The organism is Streptomyces sp. CB02980 (genome assembly GCF_014451325.2).
In the GTDB taxonomy this organism is placed as follows: domain Bacteria; phylum Actinomycetota; class Actinomycetes; order Streptomycetales; family Streptomycetaceae; genus Streptomyces.
In genome coordinates this window covers 351,774-371,535 of record NZ_JACSCH020000002.1, presented here as the reverse complement: position 1 = coordinate 371,535, position 19,762 = coordinate 351,774, and the positions used below count along the sequence as shown (strand labels likewise).

Sequence of the window (19,762 nt, the reverse complement as noted above, 5' to 3'; positions counted from 1 at the left end):
ACCGCGGGTGCTCCCACCTGCGTAGACTCCACGCGACCCGGGCCCCGAGGGCCGCTCCTTCCGACCGAAGCGGACGACGATGTCCGAGCAGCACCCTCCCCCGTCCTCCGGCCGGGGGGACCCCCAGCGCCGACCCCGCCGCGAGACCGTCACGTACGCCTCCGCCCACGGCGCCGGGACGACCGTGCCGGGCCCCGCCCGGCGCCACCCCGTCCATCCGCCGGCGCGCTCCGAGATCGACGAGCAGACCACCCTCGGCCACACCTACGTCCGCTCCCTGATGCGCAGCCAGCTGCGCGCCGCGCTCACCGCCCTGGGCGCGCTCGCGCTGCTCGTCGGCTCGCTGCCGCTGCTCCTCGCCCTGCCCGCCCCCGAGTCCTTCGTCTGGCTCGCCCTCGGCGTCGGGGTGTACCCCGTCGTCTGGGGAATAGCCCACTGGTACGTACGGCGCGCCGAACGCAACGAGCGCGACTTCACCGGCCTCGTCGAACGCTGAAGCGCCGCGTGAACCAGACCTACGCCGTCGCCGCCGTCACCGCCGTCGTCCTCGCCACCGTCCTCATCGGCGCCCTCGGCCTGCGGATCTCCCGGACGACCTCCGACTTCTACGTGGCCTCGCGCACCGTCCGGCCCGGCCTCAACGCCGCCGCCATCAGCGGCGAGTACCTCTCCGCCGCCTCCTTCCTCGGCATCGCCGGGCTCGTCCTCGTCCAGGGCCCCGCGATGCTCTGGTACCCGGTCGGCTACACCGCCGGCTACCTCGTGCTGCTGGTCCTCGTCGCCGCCCCGCTGCGCCGCTCCGGGGCGTACACCCTCTCCGACTTCGCCGAGGCCCGCCTCGAATCCCCGCAGGTGCGCCGTCTCGCCAGCCTCTTCGTCGTCGGCATCGGCTGGCTGTACCTGCTGCCCCAACTCCAGGGCGCCGGGCTCACCCTGGAGATCCTCACCGGCGCCCCCGACTGGGTCGGCGGGCTGCTCGTCGCCCTCGTGGTCACCGGCACCGTCGCCGCGGGCGGCATGCGCAGCATCACCTTCGTGCAGGCCTTCCAGTACTGGCTGAAGCTGACCGCCCTGCTCGTCCCCGTCCTCTTCCTGCTCGCCGCCTGGTACGCCGACGGGGCACCCAGGGCCCGCTTCGACGCCCCCGCCGTGCTGCGCGGCCACACCGTCGTCAAGGTCGCCGACACGGTACGGATCGGTCTCGACGACCCGCTCACCGTCACGGTCACCGGCAGCGTCGACTCGGTCCCGTACGAGAAGCGGACCGTGACCCTCGCCCCCGGCACCCATCACGTCACCGGCGGCACGACCCTCGCCTTCGCGCCGGGAGCGGCACTGCCCGAGAGGGTCGCCGGCGGTGCGGACCCTTCCCCTGCCTCCGGCCGGGGGGACTCCCGTCTCGCTCCGCTCGGCTGGTCGCAGCCGCTGGCCGGGGGCCGCGACGGACACCAGCTGTACGCCACGTACGGACTGATCCTCGCGACCTTCCTCGGCACCATGGGCCTGCCGCACGTCGCCGTCCGCTTCTACACCAGCCCGCACGGCCGGGCCGCCCGCCGCACCACCCTCGTCGTGCTCGGACTCGTCGGCGCCTTCTACCTGCTGCCGCCGCTCTACGGCGCCCTCGGCCGGATCTACGCCCCCGAGCTCGCCCTCACCGGCTCCGCCGACGCCGCCGTGCTCGTGCTGCCCGACCGCATCCTGGGCGGGCTGCTCGGCGACCTCCTGGGCGCGCTCCTCGCAGGCGGCGCCTTCGCCGCCTTCCTCTCCACAGCCTCGGGGCTGACCATGTCCGTCGCCGGAGTCCTCACCCAGGACGTCCTGCCGTCCCGGGGCGTACGGCACTTCCGTCTCGCGACCCTGCTCGCCACCGCCGTACCGCTGGCCGTGGGGGTGTTCGCCTCGAAGGTGCCGGTCGCCGACGCCGTCGGCCTCGCGTTCGCCGTCTCCGCCTCCTCCTTCTGCCCGCTGCTCGTCCTCGGCATCTGGTGGCGGCGCCTCACCCCGCCCGGTGCGACGGCCGGGCTGCTGCTGGGCGGCGGCTCCGCGCTCGCGGCCGTGATGGCGACCCGGGCCGGGCTCGCCCCCGAGGGCTGGCCGCACACCCTGATGGCCTGGCCTGCGGTCTGGTCGGTGCCGCTCGGCTTCCTCACCATGGTTCTGGTCTCCCTGGCCACGCCCCGCCGCATCCCGCCCGGCACTCCGGCGCTCCTCGCCCGCCTCCATCTGCCGGAGGAGATCACCGGTACCGTCCCCGCCGCCGCCCAGGAGGTCCGCCGATGAGCGGCATCGCCCTCGCCGCCGCGGCCGCCGCCGGCGCCGTGCTGCTCGCCGCGGGCTTCGTCCTCGGGCGGTTCGCCGCCCGGCGCGGTGGCCGCGCCGCCGATCCCGACCTCGGCACACCCGTCGAACGGGCCACCTTCCACACCCTGCACACCGCCTCCCTCGCCGCCCCGCCGCTCCGCGCCGGGCTCACCGAGGAGACCGCGCGCAGGGCGGCCGGCACCCTCCGCTCGCTGCTCGGCACCGAGGCGCTCTGTCTCACCGACCGGGGCGCCGTCCTCGCCTGGGACGGACCGGGCGAGGACCATCACCGGGCGCACGTGCCGGAACAGGCGGCCGAGACCCTGGAGACCGGCCGCAGCCGGTCCGTGCACACGGACTGCGCCGACCCCGCCTGCCCGCTGCGCTGGGCGGTCATCGCCCCGCTCACCGGGGAGGACGGGGTGCTCGGCGCGCTCGTCGCCTACGGCTCGCGGGAGTCGGCCGTCCTGGTGCGGGCCGCGACCGAGGTGGCCCGCTGGGCCTCCGTACAGCTGGAGCTCGCCGAACTCGACCGCTCGCGCACCCGCATCGTGGAGGCCGAGATCCGTGCGCTGCGCGCGCAGATCTCCCCGCACTTCATCTTCAACTCCCTCGCCGCCATCGCCTCGTTCGTCCGCACCGACCCGGAGCAGGCGCGCGAACTCCTCCTCGAATTCGCCGACTTCACCCGCTACTCCTTCCGCAAGCACGGAGAGTTCGCCCAGCTCGCCGACGAACTGCGGTCCATCGAGCAGTACTTGGCGCTCGCCGGGGCACGCTTCGGGGACCGGCTGAAGGTGACGCTGCAGATCGCCCCCGAGGTACTGCCGGTCACCCTGCCCTTCCTGTGCCTCCAGCCCCTCGTGGAGAACGCCGTGAAGCACGGCCTCGAGGACCGGGAGCGGGGCTGCCGGGTCACGATCGCCGCCCGCGACGCGGGCGCGGAGGCCGTGGTGACCGTCGAGGACGACGGCATCGGCATGGACCCGGAGCTGCTGCGCGCGGTCCTGCGCGGAGAGCACCCCGCCGGCTCCGGCATCGGCCTCTCCAATGTGGACGAGCGGCTGCGCCAGGTGTACGGCGCGGAGTACGGACTCGTCATCGAGACGGGGGTCGGCGCGGGGATGAAGGTGACGGTGCGCATCCCCAAGTACCGCCCCGGCGTGCACCGTTCGCCGGCCTGACCGCGTAGGGAACGGGCAGGGGGACGGGTCAGCGCAGGTGCAGCGAGAGATGGGCGAGCGGCAGGCCCAGCTTCCAGGCGGGCAGCCAGACCTGCTCCTCCTCGTCGACCGTGCAGCCGGACTCCTCGTCCGTCCGGCCGTCGAGGTCGGCGGCGCGGACCCAGGTGTCGCGCAGGCCGCGCCACGCCGTCTCCGCGAGCGCCAGGTCGGGGCCGTCGCCGCCGGCCGCGCGGCGCGCCGCGAGCCGCTCCTCGACCCAGGGGGGCCAGGGCCGGTCGTACGCCGTGTGCCGCAGCCATTCCTCGACGCGGCCCGCGGGCCGGCCGCCCACCGGTCCGTCCGGTTCCTCCGAGAGGTGGACGGTGAGGGCGAGCGCCTGGAGGCCCGCCCGGTACTCCAGTGAGCCGGGTGCCACGAGGGCGGCGGCCCGCAGCACCTCGTCGGCCAGGTACTCGGCGCACAGCCAGGCCATCGGGACGGCGAGTTCGCCGCCACTCGTGCCGCCGGCGCCGTTCGTGCTCTCGGGGCGCAACGCTCCCACCTTCTCCCGGACATCGGGGACCCGGACGTGTGGGACCCGGGGAGAGCTTCCTCCGTGGAGGGCGCCCGCGTGTCCCGCTTTGCTCAACTCGCCCGTGTGGTTTCGGATACGTTTCCCGGCCGGATCGGTGCCGGTGGGATTACTGATGTTCCGGGAGGTGTACGGGGCGGGGGAGGCGTCTTCGGCGGCAGAGGCAGCGGCGGCAGCAGAGTCAGCGCGGCGGCAGAGTCAGCGGCGGCAGCGGCTCCGCCGGCCGCCGGGGTGGCGGCCGGGGAGTGGGTGCTCAGCCGAGGAGCGCGTACACCGCGGTCGCGTGGGCCGCGGTCTCCTCCGTGCCCTCGGCCGTCATGGTGATGTCGGCGAAGGCCATCCGCTTTCCCGCCTTGGTGAGCCGGGCCCGCACCAGGACGTCGGCGCCGACGACCGCCCGCTGGAAGCTGATCGACTGCTGGACGGTGGTCATGGGCACGAAGCCGCCCCGGGCCGCGGCGACCGCGATCACCGTCGCCGTGTCGGCGGCGGCCATCAGGGCCTGCCCGGACAGGCCCCCGCCCTCCCGGGCGAGCCGCTCCGACCACGGGAGCCGGAGCACGGCCTCCTGGCCGTCGACCGATTCGACGGTGAGTCCCAGATCGAGCACCCAGGGCGCGAAGTTGTCGGCGAGGATCTTTTCGGCGGCGGCGAGTGTCAGCGTCACGGCGTCATTGTGGGGCCGTGACGCGGGGCCGGGCAACGGCCGCGCGGTGCGGCCGGTAGCCGGGCAGCGACCGGCCCAGCTGCCGCAGCGCGTAGTGGGAGCGGGACTTGACGGTGCCGGCCGGGATGCCGAGGTCGACGGCGGCCTCGTTGACGGTCAGGCCGTGGAAGTAGATCCGGACCAGGACGGCGCGGTGCTCGGGGCTCAGTTCGCGGACGGCCGCCCGTACGTCGAGCGCGGCCTCGGCCGAGGCGGTGGCGTCGTCGGGGTCGGGGGTCACCGCGAGGACGCCGTCCCCGATCTCGGCGGGCCGGGCGAGGCGTGAGCGCCGGGCGTCGATGGCGAGGCGGCGGGCCACGGTGAAGAGCCAGGGGCGCATCGAATCGTAGGGGCCGTCGAAGGCCTCGGGATGCAGCCAGGCCCGTACCAGGGTCTCCTGGACGAGGTCCTCGGCCCGCTGGCGGTCCCCGTAGGTGAGGCCGAGCAGGAAGGAGAGGAGCGCGGGGCCGTGGTCCCGCTGCAGCTCCTCGAGGGTCCGTTCGTCGGTGGTCGCCGTAGTCATGCTCCCCGCCTCTCCTGCGGCTCGTCGTCCGGGGCGTATCGGAACCCATTCGGACGGCGAGGGACAGGGAACGCACATCGGTCTGCGACGAACGGTCGGACCGAGCGGCGAATGGTAAGGCGAGCGGTCGTGAAGTGGTCGACCGGAGTCGCTGCGTCCGTTTCAGCGGGGTTCCTGTCGTTCTGCGGCCTTGACCCTTGACTGCGGCTTTCTCGCGAGATGAATTCATGTGAACAGATGTTCATCCCACGAATCGGGCGGAGTGCCGACATGACCTCACGCACCAGACCCGCGGGCGTGGTGGCGCTCGCCGCCGTCCTGCTCGCGGCGGCGACCGGCTGCACCGACGAGAGCGGCCCGGCCGGGGGAGCCCCCAGCCCCGAGGCCACGGGCGGGCGACCGGGATCCGCGCGGCCCGCCGCCCCGTCCGCCGCACCCGGAGGGGCGTCCGCGCCCGTCGGATTCACCCTCGTCGCCTCCGGAGACGTCCTCCCGCACGACTCGATCATCCGCCGCGCGGCCCAGGACGCGGGCGGGAACGGCTACGACTTCACGCCGATGCTCTCCGGGGTGAAGCCCGTCGTCTCCCGGGCCGACCTGGCCATCTGTCACATGGAGACCGTGTTCGGGCAGGACGGCGGGCCCTACACCGGCTACCCCGCCTTCAAGTCGCCGCCCGAGGTCGCCGCCGCGCTCAAGGCCACCGGCTACGACTCCTGCTCCACCGCCTCCAACCACACCCTCGACGACGGAGCGGCGGGCCTCGGCCGCACCCTCGACGCCCTGGACCGCGCAGGTGTCCGCCACGCCGGCTCGGCCCGTACGGCCGAGGAGGCGGCGAAGCCCACGCTGCTCAAGGCGGGCGGTGCCACCGTGGCCCAGCTCGCCTACACGTACGACACCAACGGCTATCCGATGCCCGAGGGGCAGCCGTGGGCCGTGCAGACGCTCGACGAGCAGAAGGTGATCGCCGACGCCCGCGCCGCCCGCGCGGCCGGCGCCGACGTGGTCGTGGTCAGCGTCCACTGGGGCAGCGAGTGGCAGACCGAACCCGACGAGCGGCAGCTCACGCTCGGCCGGGCGCTCACCGCCTCCCAGAGCGGCGGCCGCCCCGACATCGACCTGATCCTCGGAACGCACGCCCATGTCCCGCAGGCGTACGAGAAGGTCAACGGCACCTGGATCATCTACGGGATGGGCGACCAGATCGCCGGGGACATGATCAACCACGAGGGCGCCTACGACCCCCGTGGCAACCAGGGCAGCATCGGCCGCTTCACCTTCGGCCCGCCCAGGATCCCCGGCGGGCGCTGGGAGGTCACCAAGGCCGAGTTCGTACCCCAGTGGTTCGACACCGGACGCGGCCGAGTGGTCAACCTCGGCGCCGCCGACGGCTCCGACCCGCGCCACACCGAGATCCGGAACACCATCCGGCAGGTGGTGCTCAGCCGCGGCGGGGCCGAGGACGGCCTGATGATGGGCAGGTAGCCCGCCACCGACCGGCACCGGCCGTCCAGGGCACGAAGCGGCCGGTCACGGCAGCGGCCGGCCGGTCACGGCAGCGGCCTGCCCGTCACGGCACCCTTCACGCGCTCGGCGGACATGCGGATCTCCGCGACCAGGTCCTGGGCGATCTCCACGGTGGTCCCCACCTTCGAGGCTATCGGCTCATCGGGTGCTTTCGGCGGGGCGGTCGGTGTTGATGAGCCGCGCGGGTCCTCATCCGTATGAACCATTGGTCATGAAAAAGGATCAGATGCCCAAGGGGCGCCGTGCGGTGCTGCGGCTCGCCGCCGCCCTCGGGGCCACCGCCACCGTCGGAGTCGTCGCGGCGGACCGGCTCGCGGCGCCCGAACCGGCCGGCGGGACCGCCGCGCCCCCGGCTCCACCGGGCCGGGGAGCGGGACCCGCCGCCGGCCCGCAGGCGCAGGCCGCCCGGCTGCGCCCCACCGCGTACCGCCTCCAGCCGATGACCGCGTACGCGCCCCCCGCGTTCCGGCGGGCCGTGCCGCCGGTCCGGCAGCGGCCCTTCCTCAGCATGTCCGAGGTCGGCCGCTCGATGGTGCTCAGCTTCGACGACGGCCCGGACCCCCGCTACACCCCGGGCATCCTGGAGACCCTGCGCCGCTACGACTGCCGGGCCATGTTCTTCGTCTGCGGCGAGATGGCGGTCGAGAACCCGGACCTGCTGCGGGAGATGGCCGCGGACGGGCACGTCGTCGGCAACCACTCCTGGTCGCATCCGCTCATCCCCGAACTCCGGCCCTCCCGCATCCGCGACGAGCTCGGCTCCACCAGCGAGGTCGTGGAACGGACCCTGGGGACGGCCCCGCTCTGGTACCGCGCACCCTACGGGGCCTGGAACCGGCACTCCTTCGAGATCGGGGCCGAGCTCGGCATGGAGCCGCTCGCATGGACCGTCGACACCCTGGACTGGAAGGAGCCCGGCGCCGACACCATCGTCCGCCGCGTCCTCGACGGCGCCGCGCCCGGCGTCGTCGTCCTCTCCCACGACGCCGGCGGCGACCGCGCCCAGAGCGTGACCGCGCTCCGCCGCTATCTGCCCGAACTCCTCGACGCGGGCTACCACATCACCGTCCCCCGGCGCTGACCGCTCCGGTAGGGACGGCACGGCCGGGACCGCGGGCTCGGGTGCGGGTGCGGTCGCGGTACGGGCTCCCGTACAGGCTCCCGTACGGGAAAGGGCCCCGGCACCAGGTGCCGGGGCCCTTCGCCGTGTCCCGCTAGCGGGAGCCGACCATCCGCGCGTACACGACGACGTTCCCGTCGTAGCCACGCGCGCGCGTGTAGCCGCCGCCGCAGGTGATGACCCGCAGCTCGGGCTCACCCGTGTCGGCGTACACCTGCACGCCCGGGAAGTCGTCCTTCGCGTACACCTCCAGCCCGTAGATCTCGAAGACCGCGATCCGGCCGTCGTACCGCTCCACCTCGATGTGCTGGCCCTTCTCCAGGGAGCCCAGGCCGTAGAAGACCGCGGGTCCCTGGGCGTTGTCGACATGGCCGACGACCACCGCGGTGCCGCGCTGCCCGGGAGAGATGCCGTTCTGGTACCAGCCGGCGAGATTGGCGTCCTGGGGCGGCGGGGCCGCCACCCAGCCGTCCGGGTCCAGGCCCACGTCCATGATCGGGGCCGCCACCTGGATCGCCGGGATCTTGATCCGGGAGGCGGGGGCGAAGGGCAGCGGCTCCAGACCCTCGGTCGCCCCGTCCTGCGGCGCGACGGGGCGTGCCACCGGACGGGCCGCCGCGGCGGGCTGCGGAGGCCCGTCGGCGAGGTCCACTCCGTTGCGCATCATCGCGATCCCGGACAGCATGGCGAGGGCCAGGACGCCCCAGGGGCGGCGTCTCCTGCGCTGGAAGACGCGGAAGTCCTTCGGGGGCATGGTTCTCCCTTCGTGGCGTCGTCAGAACGGTAAAGGCGACCTGACGGACCGTCGCGCCGGACGATGCGAACGGGTGGGGGCCGCCGCCGGACGGGTGTCGGAGCGCGGGTACGGGGGCGTGCCGACGTCCCTCCTGCCCCGCGCTCGCGCCGGGGCAGTGTGGAGCGCACCCCCGGCGCCCGGCTGCCGACAGGTGGGTGACATGGGGCTGACCCATCCGAGTAATCGTCAGATAAGCCGCCCACGCGGCCCTGACCTGCGGATCTTCCTCCTCCGACGGCCCGATTCCGGGCGTGTCGCCTCACCGGGGTGGACCAGTGCCGAAATGCGCTGCTCGCTGCGGCTTGTGATGGTTCGTCATGGAAGGCGTACTCGTCGACACTCCCGGAGCACCGCTTTGGGGCGTCTTCCACTGGAGGTTCAACCATGCGTGCTGCACGCACTCTGGCGGTGACCGCCACCGCGATCGCGGCGGTCGGCCTTGCGGCCCCCCTTGCCGCCGCCACCTACGGTCCGAGCAACGTCGTCAGCGGTGGCTCGAACAACACCCCGAGCAACGTCACCGTCAGCCCCTTCGAGGTCCACCCCGGGTCGACGCTCACGATCACCGCCAGGGGCTGCAACCGTGGCGGCACGGTCACGTCCAACGCTTTCCCGGACGCCACCCTCTCGGGTGGCAACGGCGTCTCCACCGCCGTCGCCCGCGTCTACAACAACGCCACTCCCGGCAACTACAACCTGGCTGTCCGGTGCAACGGCGGCTCCAACGTGGTCACGGAGCCGTTCCGGGTCCTCCCGGGCCGCGGTGCCCAGGGCGGCATCGGCGGCTCGCTGGCCCCCAGCTCCACGGAGATGGCCGTCGGCGGCAGCCTGGTCGCCGCCGCCGCCCTCGGCGGCGGGCTCTTCATCGCCCGTCGTCGCCGTATGACCGGTGCGGGGGTCTGACCGGTCGAACCTCCCGGTCGGCCCGCCCGCCCGTCGCCCCCGAGTCCCTGCCGGGACCCGGGGGCGACGGGCGTCCGCGGACGCCGGGCACCGCACCGGTCACGACGGCCGCTCAGTGACGACGGGCCGAGCCGGAGCGGCGCCGCACCACGTACACGCCGCCGACGGTCGCGGCCAGCACGAGCGCACCTCCGGCGGCCAGTTGGAGCGGCTCGAAGCCGCCCACCGAACCGCCCAGGCCGCCCTGCACGCCACGCGGGGGAGTGAGGATGGTGGAGCCGATGGTCGGGGTGGCGGTGGGCGTGCCGCTGATCGTCAGGGTCCTTGTCTCCGAGATCCCGCCGGTGCAGTTGAACGACACCGTGTACACGGCGCCGCGTCGGGAGTCCGCGTCCACGGTGGCGATGGCCGCCGAACCCGGTGCGATGGTGACGGTGTCGAAGATGCCGGCCGAGGCCGTCGCCGTACTGGCGCAGCCGGGGGCGCTCAGCGTCACCCGGCCGCCCGGGGCGACGACCGAGGGCGACACGACGAAATCGCCCGGTGCCTTGGCCCGTGCCGCTCGCGGGTTCGGTGCGGGAGCACCGTCCGCCGCGACGGCGGTGGGGGCGGCCAGGGCGAGGGCGGCCGCCCCCAGCAGGGCAGTGGACGCGGCACGTATCGCGCGCATGGTGAATCCTCCGGGTCCCGAGGGGCAGCCGCGGAAAGGGGGTTTCCGCGAAAGACCGTGCGTACACCTCGATGTCCGAAACGCTAGAAGCGCACTACCACAGCCGCGATCCCAGACGTGCGAATGGGGCACACATGTCCCCCGAGTGGCTCACCCGGCCGTGTCGCCTCACGGTGTGAGCTGCGGGAACAGATCGGTGAACGGCGCGGCGGTGGCCGAGATGCCCCGGCCGAACGGCGCGTCGAAGTCCCAGATCAGGAACAGCAGGAAGGCGATCAGCACGCTGAAGAGTCCGGCGAGCAGCAGTTCGCGCCCGGTCCTGCGGATCTGCAGGGTGAAGATCAGCCCGACCGTCACCAGGGCGCCGATGATCAGGCCGAACCACACCACCCCCGGCATGGTCGCCCCCGCGTTCTGCCCGCGGGCTCCCCGGGCGTCGTCGGCCACCGCCACCTGGTCGACGAGGGGCTGGTACGCCTGTCCCTCGAAGTCGTCGGCCGGCTGGTAGTCGGTGACGCTGCGCCGCACCTTCTCCATGAGGGCGGTGCCCTCCTCGCTCAGCTCGCCGTTCTCCGCCATGTACGTCCACTCGTCGTCGACCACATAGCCGACGTACGCGTCGACGTCGGCGCGGATGCGCTCGCGGACCGCCTGCGGGTACACCTCCACGCGGGCCGAGATCTCGTGCATCGCCTGCGCCTCCTGCCGCACGGTCTCCTGGGCGGCGCCGCGGGCCTCCCAGACGCCGGCGATGGCGAGACCGAGGACGATCGCGTAGATCACGCCGATCATCATCGTCATGTACTCGATGACGTCCGGGGTCTCGCTCGGGTCGTCGTCCTCGGGAATCCGGCGGTTGTTGATGACGACGATCGTGAGGACGACAGCGCACGCGGCGGCCATCGCAAGCGTGAGAACAAGCCATTCAGACATGGATTCCTCTTGCGGGATTCAGAGGGGCAGAGGGGCCGTTGGGACGGCGGGTCACTTGGACCGGGGGCGCAGGATCGCCGTCGCGAGCACCGCGGGCGCGGTGATCATGAGGGTCGCGGTGACGACCGAGGTGCCGCTCTTCGGCTGGGGTCGGGCGACGCGGCGGTAGTGGGGCAGCGCCACGGGGCCGGGCGCCGGAGGCCGGGGACGCAGGGTGGGCGGAGGCGTCGGGCTCGGGCTCGGCGGAGGCGGAGGCGGGGCCGGCGGCGCGGGCGCGGGCTCCGGCGGCCTCGTGGTCGGAGGCGCAGGGGGCTTCGGGCGCGGTGCGGGCCTGGTGGCCGGTGGCTTCGGCACGGGCCGGGGCGGAAGAGAGGTGGGCGGCGGAGGCGGCTCCGGCTTCGGTGACGGCGAGGGCGTCGGGGAGGGGGAGGGGGACGGCGGTTCGGGCGTCGGGGTCGGCGTCGGGGTCGGCGTGGGGGAAGGCGTGGGCGTCGGCTCGGGCGTGGGGGACGGGCACGGCGGGGGCGGCTCGGTGGGGCAGGGCTTCGGGTGGTGGTGGTGGTGATGGCCGTGCCCCTTTCCCTTTCCCTTGCCCTTCCCTGAGCTGCCGTGGCCGTGGCCGTGGCCGTCGCCGTCGCCATCGCCGTGGCCGTCGCCGGCGATCGCCACCGCGACGTGGGAACCGCCCGGGCCGGTCGAGGCGTAGGCGCAGGCGTCCGCGGCGGCGGGCACGGGAGCGGCGAGAAGCCACACCAGTGCGAGGGCCGCCAGCGGCCGCGCGAGGAGTGATCCGTACTGAGACACGCCGTCGAGCTTGATCACAGGCGCGGCGCGCCGGGGCGGAATCGCGCGGGATTCGCCGGATGGAGCGGATCTCCGGACAGACTGGTTTGACGTTTCGCCTCGTTCGAAGTCGGCCGGGGCGACTCGGCGGGGCTCAATGCCCGTGTATCGCCGGGCAGCTGGATTCCGGAAGACGGCGGACCGGGTCCGTTCCGGCCTCGGATCGATAACTGTCCGGTTGTCGCCCTGTCGGACGGGAAGGAGAAGGGGGCATCCTGCACCGGCGACCAGACCCCTCCGGCGGCAACAACCGAGGTACGGGCGGGGCCTGGGCGTCCAGCGCGGGGAGCCGCACTCGGCCGAAGAGCCGACGCACACTCATATGCACGTGAATTTGCACAGCCTGAAGGCGTGAACTCTTCGTTCCCGAGAGCACGTGCCAATGGCGTGTGACCAAGAACGGACCGCGAATTTCCGTTTCTACTCGCTCTCTCGGCGGGCGATCAGTAGCCTCACCTCGAACACCGGCCGCGAACACATGGCCGCATCCCCCATGGCGACTTGTTGGAGACATTGATGGAGCGTCCCGCCTGGGCTCCGCCTGGTATCGACATCTCGGTGCCGAGCGTGTCCCGTATGTACGACTTCTATCTGGGCGGCTCGCACAATTTCGAAGTGGACCGGGAAGCGGCGCGCAAGGCCATGGAGTTCATGCCTGGCCTGCCCAAGATCATGCAGGCGAACCGTGCCTTCATGCGGCGCGCCGTCCGCCACGCCGTTGACAACGACGTCACCCAGTTCCTGGACATCGGCTCCGGCATACCCACCTTCGGCAACGTGCACGAGGTCGCCCGGTCCGCCGACCCCGCGGCCCGCGTCGTCTACGTCGACCACGACCCGGTCGCCGTGGCCCACAGCCGCGCCGTCCTGGAGGGCGACGAGGGCGCCGCGGTCGTCGCCGCGGACCTGCGCAAGCCGGCCGACATCCTCTACAGCCCCGAGGTGTCCCGACTCCTCGACCTGGAGCGGCCGGTGGCGCTGCTCCTCGTCGCCGTCCTGCACTTCCTGGAGGACGAGGACCGGCCGTACGAGGCCGTCACCGAACTGCTCGACTCCCTCGCGCCCGGCAGCCTCCTCGTGCTCACCCACGCCTCGTACGAGGGCATCCCGCTCTCCGAGGAGCAGGCCGGCGGCACCGTCGGGGTCTACCGGAACATCCGCAGCCCGCTGGTGATGCGTTCCGGCGCCGAGATCACCCGCTTCTTCGAGGGCACCGAACTGATCGAGCCCGGCCTCGTCCCGATGCCCCACTGGCGTCCGGACAGTCCGGCCGAGGAGGAGGATCCCTACGCCTTCTCCGGTTTCGCAGGGGTGGGGCGCAAGGCGTGAAGGTCCCGTCTCAGCCGTCCGGCAGCGTTGCCGAAGCCGACGGCCCGGAGGACAGACTCAGGCGGTTCGTCACCATCTGGAGCCGCGCCATCTTCCCGGTGACCGCCACCTCGCTGACCCGTGCCGAGTTCGAGGTCCATCTGCTGCCGCTGGCCCGCACCCTGTACGACGCGCTGCACGCCCGGCCGTTCGACACGGCCCCGGCCCAGCGCACCGGCGCGGCGCTCGTCGCCGCCCACTGCACCGACCCGGACGCCCTCGGCCGCAGCCTCGGGGTCGTGGACTCGTACCTGGTGCTCTACTGCGGTACGGAGTCGGACCTGCCGGCCGAGGAGCTCCGGGCCCGGTGCTCCCGGCTGCAGCACGCGATGGCCGCCGGCTACGCCCAGGCCCTGCGCGAGCGCACCCGGGCCGAGCAGGAGGCCATCGCACGCTCCGCGCTCTCCGCCCGCAGCGCCGCCGAGATCGCCCTGCACGCCACCGAGAGCCGCTTCCGGGCGGTCTTCGACGGGGCGGCGATCGGCATCGGCATCGCCGACCTCGACGGCAACGTCCTGGAGGTCAACGAGACCCTCACCCGGATGTTCGGCGGCATGGAGGGGCCGCTGCGCAGCCGGAACGTCAGCGAGTGGGTCCACCCGGAGGACGGCCCGCACGTCTGGAAGCTGTACGACGAGCTGGTCCGCGGCGACCGTGAGCACTACCGGGTCGAGAAGCCGTACTACCGCGGTGACGGAACGGTTCTCTGGACCAACCTCACCGTCTCGCTCCTCCGCGACGCCGAGGGCAACCCCCAGTACCAGCTGGCCCTCATGGAGGACACCACCGAGCGGCGCCTGCTCCATCTGCGCCTGCGGTACGAGGCCACCCACGACGCGCTGACGGGGCTTCCCAACCGGACCCTGTTCTTCGAGCGTCTGGAGAAGGCCCTCGCGCCCGGCGAGAACGCCCGCTTCGGCCTCTGCTACCTGGACCTCGACGGCTTCAAGGTCATCAACGACAGCCTCGGCCACTCCACCGGCGACCGGCTCCTCGTCGAGGTCGCCGACCGGCTGCAGAGCTGCGTCACCGGGTCCGGCGAGATGGTGGCCCGGCTCGGCGGCGACGAGTTCGTCGCCCTCACCACCCGTGCCGCCGGCGAACAGGACGTCACCGAACTCGCCGACCGCATCCTCGCCGCCCTCTCCACCCCCCTCCGCATCGACGGCCGCGAACTGACCGTCCGGGGAAGCCTCGGCGTCGTCGAGGGCCCGGCAGGCGAACGCACCCCGGCCGAGGTACTGCGGAGCGCCGACATCACCATGTACCGGGCCAAGTCCGCCGGCGGCAACCGCTTCGAGCTCGCCGACCCGGAGGCCGACGCCCGCGCCATCACCCGGCACGGCCTCACCACGGCCCTGCCGACCGCGCTGGAACGCGGCGAGTTCTTCATCGAGTACCAGCCGCTCGTCCACCTCGACGACGGCAGCGTGCACGGCGCCGAGGCGCTCGTACGGTGGTGCCACCCGCAGCACGGAGTGCTCGGCCCCGACCGGTTCATCCCGCTCGCCGAGGACACCGGGCTCATCGTGCCGCTCGGCCGCTGGGTGCTCCAGGAGGCCGTGCGCCAGGCCCGCTTCTGGCAGGCCCGGCATGCCGACGGCGGGCCGCTGCGGATCAACGTCAACCTCTCCCCGACACAGCTCCACCACCCGCGCCTGGTCGCCGACACCGTCGACGTCCTGGAACGGTCCGGGCTCGAACCGGGCGCGCTCTGCCTGGAGGTGACCGAGTCGGCGCTCATCGGCGCCGACGAGGACCTGCTCAAGCCGCTGCGGCAGCTCGCCGAGATGGGCGTGGACATCGCGCTCGACGACTTCGGCACCGGCTACTCGAACCTGGCCAATCTGCGCCGGCTGCCGGTGAGCGTCCTCAAGCTCGACCGCTCCTTCACCCGGGGCATGCAGCAGCATCCGGTGGACCCGGTCGACCTCAAGATCGTCGAGGGGATCGTCTCCCTGGCGCACAGCCTGGAACTCGCCGTCACCGTCGAGGGCGTGGAGACCGGGGCCCAGGCCCGCCAGCTCCGCGACCTCGGCTGCGACACGGCCCAGGGCTGGTACTACGCCCGCCCCGGCGCCCCGGACCGCATCCACTCGCTGCTCCTGGCGGACGCGGTCTGAGACCCGGACGTACGAAACCGGCCTCCCCGCGTGGAGCGGGGAGGCCGGGAAGAGGTACGGGGGAGGAAAGCGGAGAGGCTATTTCAAGGAGTGGGTAGAAGGAAGCCTCTCCATGGCCTCGCCCCGAAAAGACCGTAGCACTCAGGCGGGCAGCAGGTCGCGCAGATTTTCCGGGGTGAACACCCGCGAGCCGGGGGCGAGCCCGTCCGGCCGCTCCAGACCGATGTACGTGACCGGGCCGTCGGGCACGGTCCGGCCGTCCCACAGCGTCGTCTCCGCCCCCGACTCCGCCATCAGGGACACGAGATGGCGCATCGTCAGATGGGTGCGTCCGAGCAGGGCGCGCATCACGACCGTGATCGTCACCCGGTGCCCCTCGACCTGGTTCGCCGACGGCGCCCCCCGCAGGTACAGGTGCAGCCAGTGCGCGTGCCAGCGGCCCTCGTCGTCCCGGCGGAAGGCGAGCGGCAGCGCCACCTTGCCGGGACCCCGCAGATCCGACTTCATCCGCACCGTACGCGGCTCGAACGGCCGGCCCTGCTGCTCGGACTCGCGCAGCATGAAGCCGAAGAAGCCCTCCGCCACCTCGTCGAAGCCCTCACCCGAGAAGACGTGCACCTGCGGCACGATGAACGTGCCCCGGACCGCGCCGAGCCGCAGATCGATGAACTCCGAAGCCCCGTCCGGGGCTTCGGTGATGTCACCCGAGTGACGGCCCTCGACGTCGGTCAGGGCCGTGTACGACAGCCAGGTCACGGTCCGGTAGTCCGCGTCCAGGACGAGCGCCGACAGATCGAGGTCGGTCGTGCGCCGCGCCTCCCGCCAGTACGTGAAGAAGCGCAGCAGCTCTCCCCCGACCGGCGAGACCGAGCCGCGCGGCAGCACGCCGAGCCCCGCCGAGGCCGCCCGGCCGCTCAACGGCAGGGCCACGTCCAGGACGTCCGGGTCGATCAACAGGTGCCCAGAAGAGGGGAGTCGGCGCCGGGTCTCGGCGTCGAGCACCGCGACGAGCCGCTCGCGGTCGGTGTCCTCAAGCGGCGGACGCGTGTCGTCGGCGACCCAGGCCGAGCCCTCCCGGTTCACGAACACCCTGCGCGCACCGCCGTCCGCGCCCGCGCGGTTCTGGACGTGCTCGCGCACGGACAGGACGACCCGGCCCGACACCTCCGGAGCGGCCCGCTCGACGGCCGCGAGGACCGCCTCCCGCTCCTTGCCGTCCGCCGCGACGCGCAGCAGCCGGTCCAGGGCGCGGAACAGCCGCCCCGGCGCGTGCGCGGCCAGCAGCTCCGCCGCGCCCGCGACATCGCCCCGCGCGAGCAGCTCCTCCACGCGGCTGTCGAACGACGGCGCCCTCCGCTCGCCCCGGGCGACGGCGAACACCGCGGCGGCGTGCGGCCAGTGCGGGTACTCGTGGGGGTGCAGGCGCTCCCCGAGGCGCTTCCACGCCTCCCGGTGCGCGGACACGTCCGACAGCTTCGCCGGGGACGCGGCCACGACCGCGTCAAGCCCCGCGAGCAGGGCGCGGCGGTGCGGACGGGAGAGCGCGCGGAAACGGGTGGGCTCGCGCAGGGTGACATCGCCGTCCGCGAGGGCGCAGGCCAGCCGCAGGACGTCGGTCACGGTGTCGAGCAGCGGCGTGGCGCCCACCCGCAGCCGGGCGTGGTTGACGACGGCGCGGTTCTCCCGGACCGTGATCGTCTCGGGCTGGGGGCCGTCCGCGCACTGCTCGGCGAGCAGGGCCAGATCACGCAGATGCTCCTCGCCGAGCGGGGTCGTGCTGCCGGCCAGGGCCAGATAGAGGGAGGTGACCTCGGTCTCCGCGTCCGCGCCGAGGTGCAGCACCGTCAGCCGGTCGCCGGCCGAAGCGATCAGCTCGTCGTGGACGGCGAGCATCTCCTCGTACGTGTGCTGGTAGCGGCCGTACGACGGGAGGGTCAGCAGGTCGAGAACGCCGGCGCTCAGCTGCTCGACGGTACGGGCGCGGGTGTCGTCGTCGGCGAGCGCCTCGGCCACGCACCACCTCCAGAAGTCGAGCGTGTCCGGCACGTTGTCCGGGAAGTCGACGAAGTACACGTTGTGCCGGACGTGGTCGCCGACGAGTTCACGGACGGTCACGAGGGTGCGGACGGCGGTCTCGACGACCGTCGGCCCGGCCAGCCCCGACAGGCGCTCGACCAGTTCGCCCGACAGCTTGAACCCGGCGGTCATCAGGGCCGCGTCGAACCTGCGCGTGGCGGCGGCCCCGTCCCCGGCCGGACCGGTGGGGGAGGGGAGACGGTGGGTGTGCCGGACGACCAGGTGTTCGAGAGCGTGGACCATGGAGGCATGCTCGCAGCCGCCGGCGGTCCGTCGCACGCGGATTTACCGGGGCGGGGGAGGAGCGACGGGGGCGCGGGTGGAGGGCCGGGGGTCGGGGTGCGGGAGGCGCGGCGGGGGTCGGCCGGCGGCCCCTCAGACGGTACTCACAGCCCGGTCCGGGCCGCCCCGCCGCGAGGCCAGCAGCATCCGCTGGAGCTCCCGCGCCGCCCTCGGCGGTGCGACGTCGCTGCGGTGCGCCAGGGCGATGGTCCGCCGCAGGCCCGGCCGGGCCAGGGCGGTCACGCGGAGGTCCCGGCCCGCCCGCGCCGCCACCATCGCGGGGACGACCGCGAGCCCGAGCCCGGCCCGTACGAACCCGAGGACCGCGTCCAGCTCACCGCCCTCGACCGTGAACGTCGGCTCGAAGCCCTCCGCCCGGCAGGCCGCCACGGTCAGTTCCCGCAGGTCGTAGCCGTGCCGGAACATCACGAGCGGCTGGTCCCGCAGGTCGGTGATCCGCACCGGGCGGCGCGGCGCCGGAGCCGACGCCGAGGAGACGACCACCAGGTCCTCCCGGAGCAGCTCCACCGTCGTCAGGGCCGGTGACGGACTCGGCAGCGGCAGCACCACCAGCGCCAGGTCGAGGGCCCCGCGGGCCAGCTCCCGTACGAGATCGTGCGAGCCGCCCTCCTCGATGAGGAGCTCGATCCCCGGGTGCAGGTCGTGGAAGGCGCGCAGCACGTCCGGCAGCAGCCCGGTGCACAGGCTCGGCGTCGCGCCGAGCCGCACCCGGCCCCGCTTCAGCTGGGCCAGCTCCTGCACCTCGATACGGGCCGTCTCCGTGTCGGCGAGGATCCGGCGCGCGAGCGGCAGCAGGGCCTCGCCCGCGTCGGTGAGTGCGATGTTCCCCCGGGCTCGGCTGAACAGCTCGGCGCCCAACTCCTGTTCCAGGGCCTTGATCTGCTGGGAGAGCGAGGGCTGCGAGACATGGACGCGCTCGGCGGCCCGGGTGAAGTGACGGGTCTCGGCCACGGCGACGAAGTAGAGGAGCTGCTGGAACTGCATGGTCACCAGGGTAGGCGACATTCATAGGGCAAGCCTATCGAGATCAGCCGGACCATGTCTTGGACCTCTCGGGCACTTCGGCCCTAGCGTCATGAGCATGGCTCTGGCACCCACGAGGGACCGGACGACGGGCCGCCCGCCGTCCCCCACACCGTCACGCGGATTCCTGTCATCGACCCTCGGCAAGAAGACGGTCATGGCAGTCAGCGGGCTGCTCATGCTCGGCTATCTCGTCGCCCATGTCGCCGGCAACCTGAAGGTCTTCTTCGGCCCCGAGGAGTTCAACGCCTACGGCCACTGGCTGCGGGTCATGGGCGCCCCGGTGCTGCACCACCACTGGGCCCTCTGGCTCGTCCGGATCGTGCTCCTCGCCGCCGTCGTCGCCCACGCCGTCTCCGCGTACCAGCTGAGCCGCCGTGACGTGAAGGCTCGCCCCACCGCGTACGTCCACCGCCGCAAGCGCTCCTCGTACGCCACCCGCACCATGCGCTGGGGCGGGATCATCCTCGCCCTCTTCATCGTCTGGCACGTCCTCGACCTGACCACCGGCACCGTCCACCCCGGCGGCTTCGAGGAGGGCAAGCCCTACCAGAACGTCGTCGACACCTTCTCCACCTGGTACGGCAACGTCGTCTACATCGTCGCCATGCTCGCCGTCGGCCTCCACGTCCGGCACGGCTTCTGGAGCGCCGCCCAGACCCTCGGCGTCGGCAGCGCCCGCCGCGAGCGCCTTCTGCGAGGCCTCGCCGACACCCTCGCGCTCGTCCTGACCGCGGGTTTCATCTCCGTCCCCGTCGGCGTCATGACCGGAGTGGTGAGCTGATC

At 73.1% G+C, this 19,762-nt stretch carries 19 protein-coding genes; 10 read left to right on the top strand and 9 right to left on the bottom strand.

The window, feature by feature from the left end:
- Window positions 1-79 precede the first annotated feature (79 nt).
- The 3 genes from E0F75_RS05295 to E0F75_RS05285 are packed head-to-tail and all read left to right on the top strand — an operon-like array spanning window position 80 to window position 3,488.
- Window positions 80-496: a hypothetical protein gene (locus E0F75_RS05295; RefSeq protein ID WP_194480118.1), complete on the top strand. Its 417-nt coding sequence runs from the start codon at window positions 80-82 to the stop codon at window positions 494-496.
- Window positions 497-504: 8 nt separating this feature from the next.
- Entirely contained in the window at window positions 505-2,283 is a 1,779-nt protein-coding gene (locus tag E0F75_RS05290; RefSeq protein WP_187621289.1) for a cation acetate symporter, read from the top strand.
- Window positions 2,280-3,488: a histidine kinase gene (locus tag E0F75_RS05285; RefSeq protein ID WP_187621288.1), complete on the top strand. Its 1,209-nt coding sequence runs from the start codon at window positions 2,280-2,282 to the stop codon at window positions 3,486-3,488. The genes E0F75_RS05290 and E0F75_RS05285 overlap by 4 nt, the downstream gene beginning before the upstream one ends.
- Before the next feature lie 28 nt (window positions 3,489-3,516).
- Here E0F75_RS05285 and E0F75_RS05280 read toward each other — a convergent pair whose 3' ends face one another.
- The 3 genes from E0F75_RS05280 to E0F75_RS05270 all read right to left on the bottom strand — a co-directional run bounded on the left by E0F75_RS05280 (window position 3,517) and on the right by E0F75_RS05270 (window position 5,288).
- Window positions 3,517-3,960 (bottom strand): hypothetical protein, encoded by a 444-nt coding sequence (locus E0F75_RS05280; protein ID WP_229312559.1) that lies wholly within the window; start codon window positions 3,958-3,960, stop codon window positions 3,517-3,519.
- A gap of 352 nt (window positions 3,961-4,312) precedes the next feature.
- Window positions 4,313-4,726 carry a PaaI family thioesterase gene (locus E0F75_RS05275; protein ID WP_187621286.1) on the bottom strand — a complete coding sequence of 138 codons (414 nt, stop codon included), beginning with the start codon at window positions 4,724-4,726 and terminating at the stop codon, window positions 4,313-4,315.
- Between the two features lie 4 nt (window positions 4,727-4,730).
- Window positions 4,731-5,288, bottom strand: a complete 558-nt coding sequence (locus E0F75_RS05270) for a sigma-70 family RNA polymerase sigma factor (RefSeq protein WP_187621285.1) — start codon at window positions 5,286-5,288, stop codon at window positions 4,731-4,733.
- Between the two features lie 270 nt (window positions 5,289-5,558).
- Here E0F75_RS05270 and E0F75_RS05265 point away from each other — a divergent pair, with 270 nt between their 5' ends.
- Together E0F75_RS05265 and E0F75_RS05260 are read left to right on the top strand one after the other, a co-directional pair.
- Window positions 5,559-6,776 carry a CapA family protein gene (locus E0F75_RS05265; RefSeq protein ID WP_187621284.1) on the top strand — a complete coding sequence of 406 codons (1,218 nt, stop codon included), beginning with the start codon at window positions 5,559-5,561 and terminating at the stop codon, window positions 6,774-6,776.
- 253 nt (window positions 6,777-7,029) lie between these two features.
- On the top strand, window positions 7,030-7,899 hold the full coding sequence (locus E0F75_RS05260) for a polysaccharide deacetylase family protein (RefSeq protein WP_187621283.1): 870 nt from the start codon (window positions 7,030-7,032) through the stop codon (window positions 7,897-7,899).
- A 133-nt stretch (window positions 7,900-8,032) separates the two neighbouring features.
- Here the strand turns inward: E0F75_RS05260 and E0F75_RS05255 are convergent, their stop codons facing one another.
- A complete protein-coding gene (locus tag E0F75_RS05255; RefSeq protein WP_187621282.1) occupies window positions 8,033-8,692 on the bottom strand; it encodes a class F sortase in 660 nt (219 codons plus the stop codon).
- A gap of 426 nt (window positions 8,693-9,118) precedes the next feature.
- On the opposite strand from E0F75_RS05255, the gene E0F75_RS05250 reads away from it, so the two are divergent.
- Entirely contained in the window at window positions 9,119-9,637 is a 519-nt protein-coding gene (locus E0F75_RS05250; RefSeq protein ID WP_187621281.1) for a hypothetical protein, read from the top strand.
- 112 nt (window positions 9,638-9,749) lie between these two features.
- On the opposite strand, the gene E0F75_RS05245 is transcribed toward E0F75_RS05250, so the two are convergent.
- From E0F75_RS05245 to E0F75_RS39945, 3 genes are all read right to left on the bottom strand, one after another.
- The gene (locus tag E0F75_RS05245) at window positions 9,750-10,307 is read right to left on the bottom strand and encodes a hypothetical protein (RefSeq protein ID WP_187621280.1); all 558 of its coding nucleotides are present in this window, start codon (window positions 10,305-10,307) and stop codon (window positions 9,750-9,752) included.
- 168 nt (window positions 10,308-10,475) lie between these two features.
- Window positions 10,476-11,240: a DUF4239 domain-containing protein gene (locus E0F75_RS05240; RefSeq protein WP_187621279.1), complete on the bottom strand. Its 765-nt coding sequence runs from the start codon at window positions 11,238-11,240 to the stop codon at window positions 10,476-10,478.
- A 51-nt stretch (window positions 11,241-11,291) separates the two neighbouring features.
- A complete protein-coding gene (locus E0F75_RS39945; protein ID WP_267499374.1) occupies window positions 11,292-11,423 on the bottom strand; it encodes a hypothetical protein in 132 nt (43 codons plus the stop codon).
- A gap of 31 nt (window positions 11,424-11,454) precedes the next feature.
- Between E0F75_RS39945 and E0F75_RS05235 the strand changes: the two genes are divergently transcribed.
- From E0F75_RS05235 to E0F75_RS05225, 3 genes are all read left to right on the top strand, one after another.
- On the top strand, window positions 11,455-11,805 hold the full coding sequence (locus tag E0F75_RS05235; protein ID WP_187621613.1) for a hypothetical protein: 351 nt from the start codon (window positions 11,455-11,457) through the stop codon (window positions 11,803-11,805).
- A gap of 794 nt (window positions 11,806-12,599) precedes the next feature.
- Window positions 12,600-13,412: an SAM-dependent methyltransferase gene (locus E0F75_RS05230; RefSeq protein ID WP_187621278.1), complete on the top strand. Its 813-nt coding sequence runs from the start codon at window positions 12,600-12,602 to the stop codon at window positions 13,410-13,412.
- Window positions 13,409-15,574, top strand: coding sequence for a bifunctional diguanylate cyclase/phosphodiesterase (locus E0F75_RS05225; protein ID WP_187621277.1), 2,166 nt, complete (start codon window positions 13,409-13,411; stop codon window positions 15,572-15,574). The genes E0F75_RS05230 and E0F75_RS05225 overlap by 4 nt, the downstream gene beginning before the upstream one ends.
- 141 nt (window positions 15,575-15,715) lie before the next feature.
- On the opposite strand, the gene E0F75_RS05220 is transcribed toward E0F75_RS05225, so the two are convergent.
- Window positions 15,716-17,893, bottom strand: a complete 2,178-nt coding sequence (locus E0F75_RS05220) for a TerD family protein (RefSeq protein WP_187621276.1) — start codon at window positions 17,891-17,893, stop codon at window positions 15,716-15,718.
- A 132-nt stretch (window positions 17,894-18,025) separates the two neighbouring features.
- Entirely contained in the window at window positions 18,026-18,937 is a 912-nt protein-coding gene (locus E0F75_RS05215; RefSeq protein WP_187621275.1) for a LysR family transcriptional regulator, read from the bottom strand.
- 97 nt (window positions 18,938-19,034) lie between these two features.
- Between E0F75_RS05215 and E0F75_RS05210 the strand changes: the two genes are divergently transcribed.
- Window positions 19,035-19,760, top strand: a complete 726-nt coding sequence (locus E0F75_RS05210; RefSeq protein ID WP_374115369.1) for a succinate dehydrogenase — start codon at window positions 19,035-19,037, stop codon at window positions 19,758-19,760.
- Window positions 19,761-19,762: the final 2 nt, after the last annotated feature.

Coding starts and splice junctions, on each gene's coding strand:
- E0F75_RS05250 (WP_187621281.1), top strand. CDS start 9,119: ATGCGTGCTGCACGCACTCTGGCGGTGACCGCCACCGCGATCGCGGCG.
- E0F75_RS05230 (WP_187621278.1), top strand. CDS start 12,600: ATGGAGCGTCCCGCCTGGGCTCCGCCTGGTATCGACATCTCGGTGCCG.
- E0F75_RS05255 (WP_187621282.1), bottom strand. CDS start 8,692: ATGCCCCCGAAGGACTTCCGCGTCTTCCAGCGCAGGAGACGCCGCCCC.
- E0F75_RS05245 (WP_187621280.1), bottom strand. CDS start 10,307: ATGCGCGCGATACGTGCCGCGTCCACTGCCCTGCTGGGGGCGGCCGCC.
- E0F75_RS05215 (WP_187621275.1), bottom strand. CDS start 18,937: ATGCAGTTCCAGCAGCTCCTCTACTTCGTCGCCGTGGCCGAGACCCGT.
- E0F75_RS05270 (WP_187621285.1), bottom strand. CDS start 5,288: ATGACTACGGCGACCACCGACGAACGGACCCTCGAGGAGCTGCAGCGG.
- E0F75_RS05265 (WP_187621284.1), top strand. CDS start 5,559: ATGACCTCACGCACCAGACCCGCGGGCGTGGTGGCGCTCGCCGCCGTC.
- E0F75_RS05240 (WP_187621279.1), bottom strand. CDS start 11,240: ATGTCTGAATGGCTTGTTCTCACGCTTGCGATGGCCGCCGCGTGCGCT.
- E0F75_RS05285 (WP_187621288.1), top strand. CDS start 2,280: ATGAGCGGCATCGCCCTCGCCGCCGCGGCCGCCGCCGGCGCCGTGCTG.
- E0F75_RS05280 (WP_229312559.1), bottom strand. CDS start 3,960: ATGGCCTGGCTGTGCGCCGAGTACCTGGCCGACGAGGTGCTGCGGGCC.
- E0F75_RS05260 (WP_187621283.1), top strand. CDS start 7,030: ATGAAAAAGGATCAGATGCCCAAGGGGCGCCGTGCGGTGCTGCGGCTC.
- E0F75_RS05220 (WP_187621276.1), bottom strand. CDS start 17,893: ATGGTCCACGCTCTCGAACACCTGGTCGTCCGGCACACCCACCGTCTC.
- E0F75_RS05210 (WP_374115369.1), top strand. CDS start 19,035: ATGGCTCTGGCACCCACGAGGGACCGGACGACGGGCCGCCCGCCGTCC.
- E0F75_RS05295 (WP_194480118.1), top strand. CDS start 80: ATGTCCGAGCAGCACCCTCCCCCGTCCTCCGGCCGGGGGGACCCCCAG.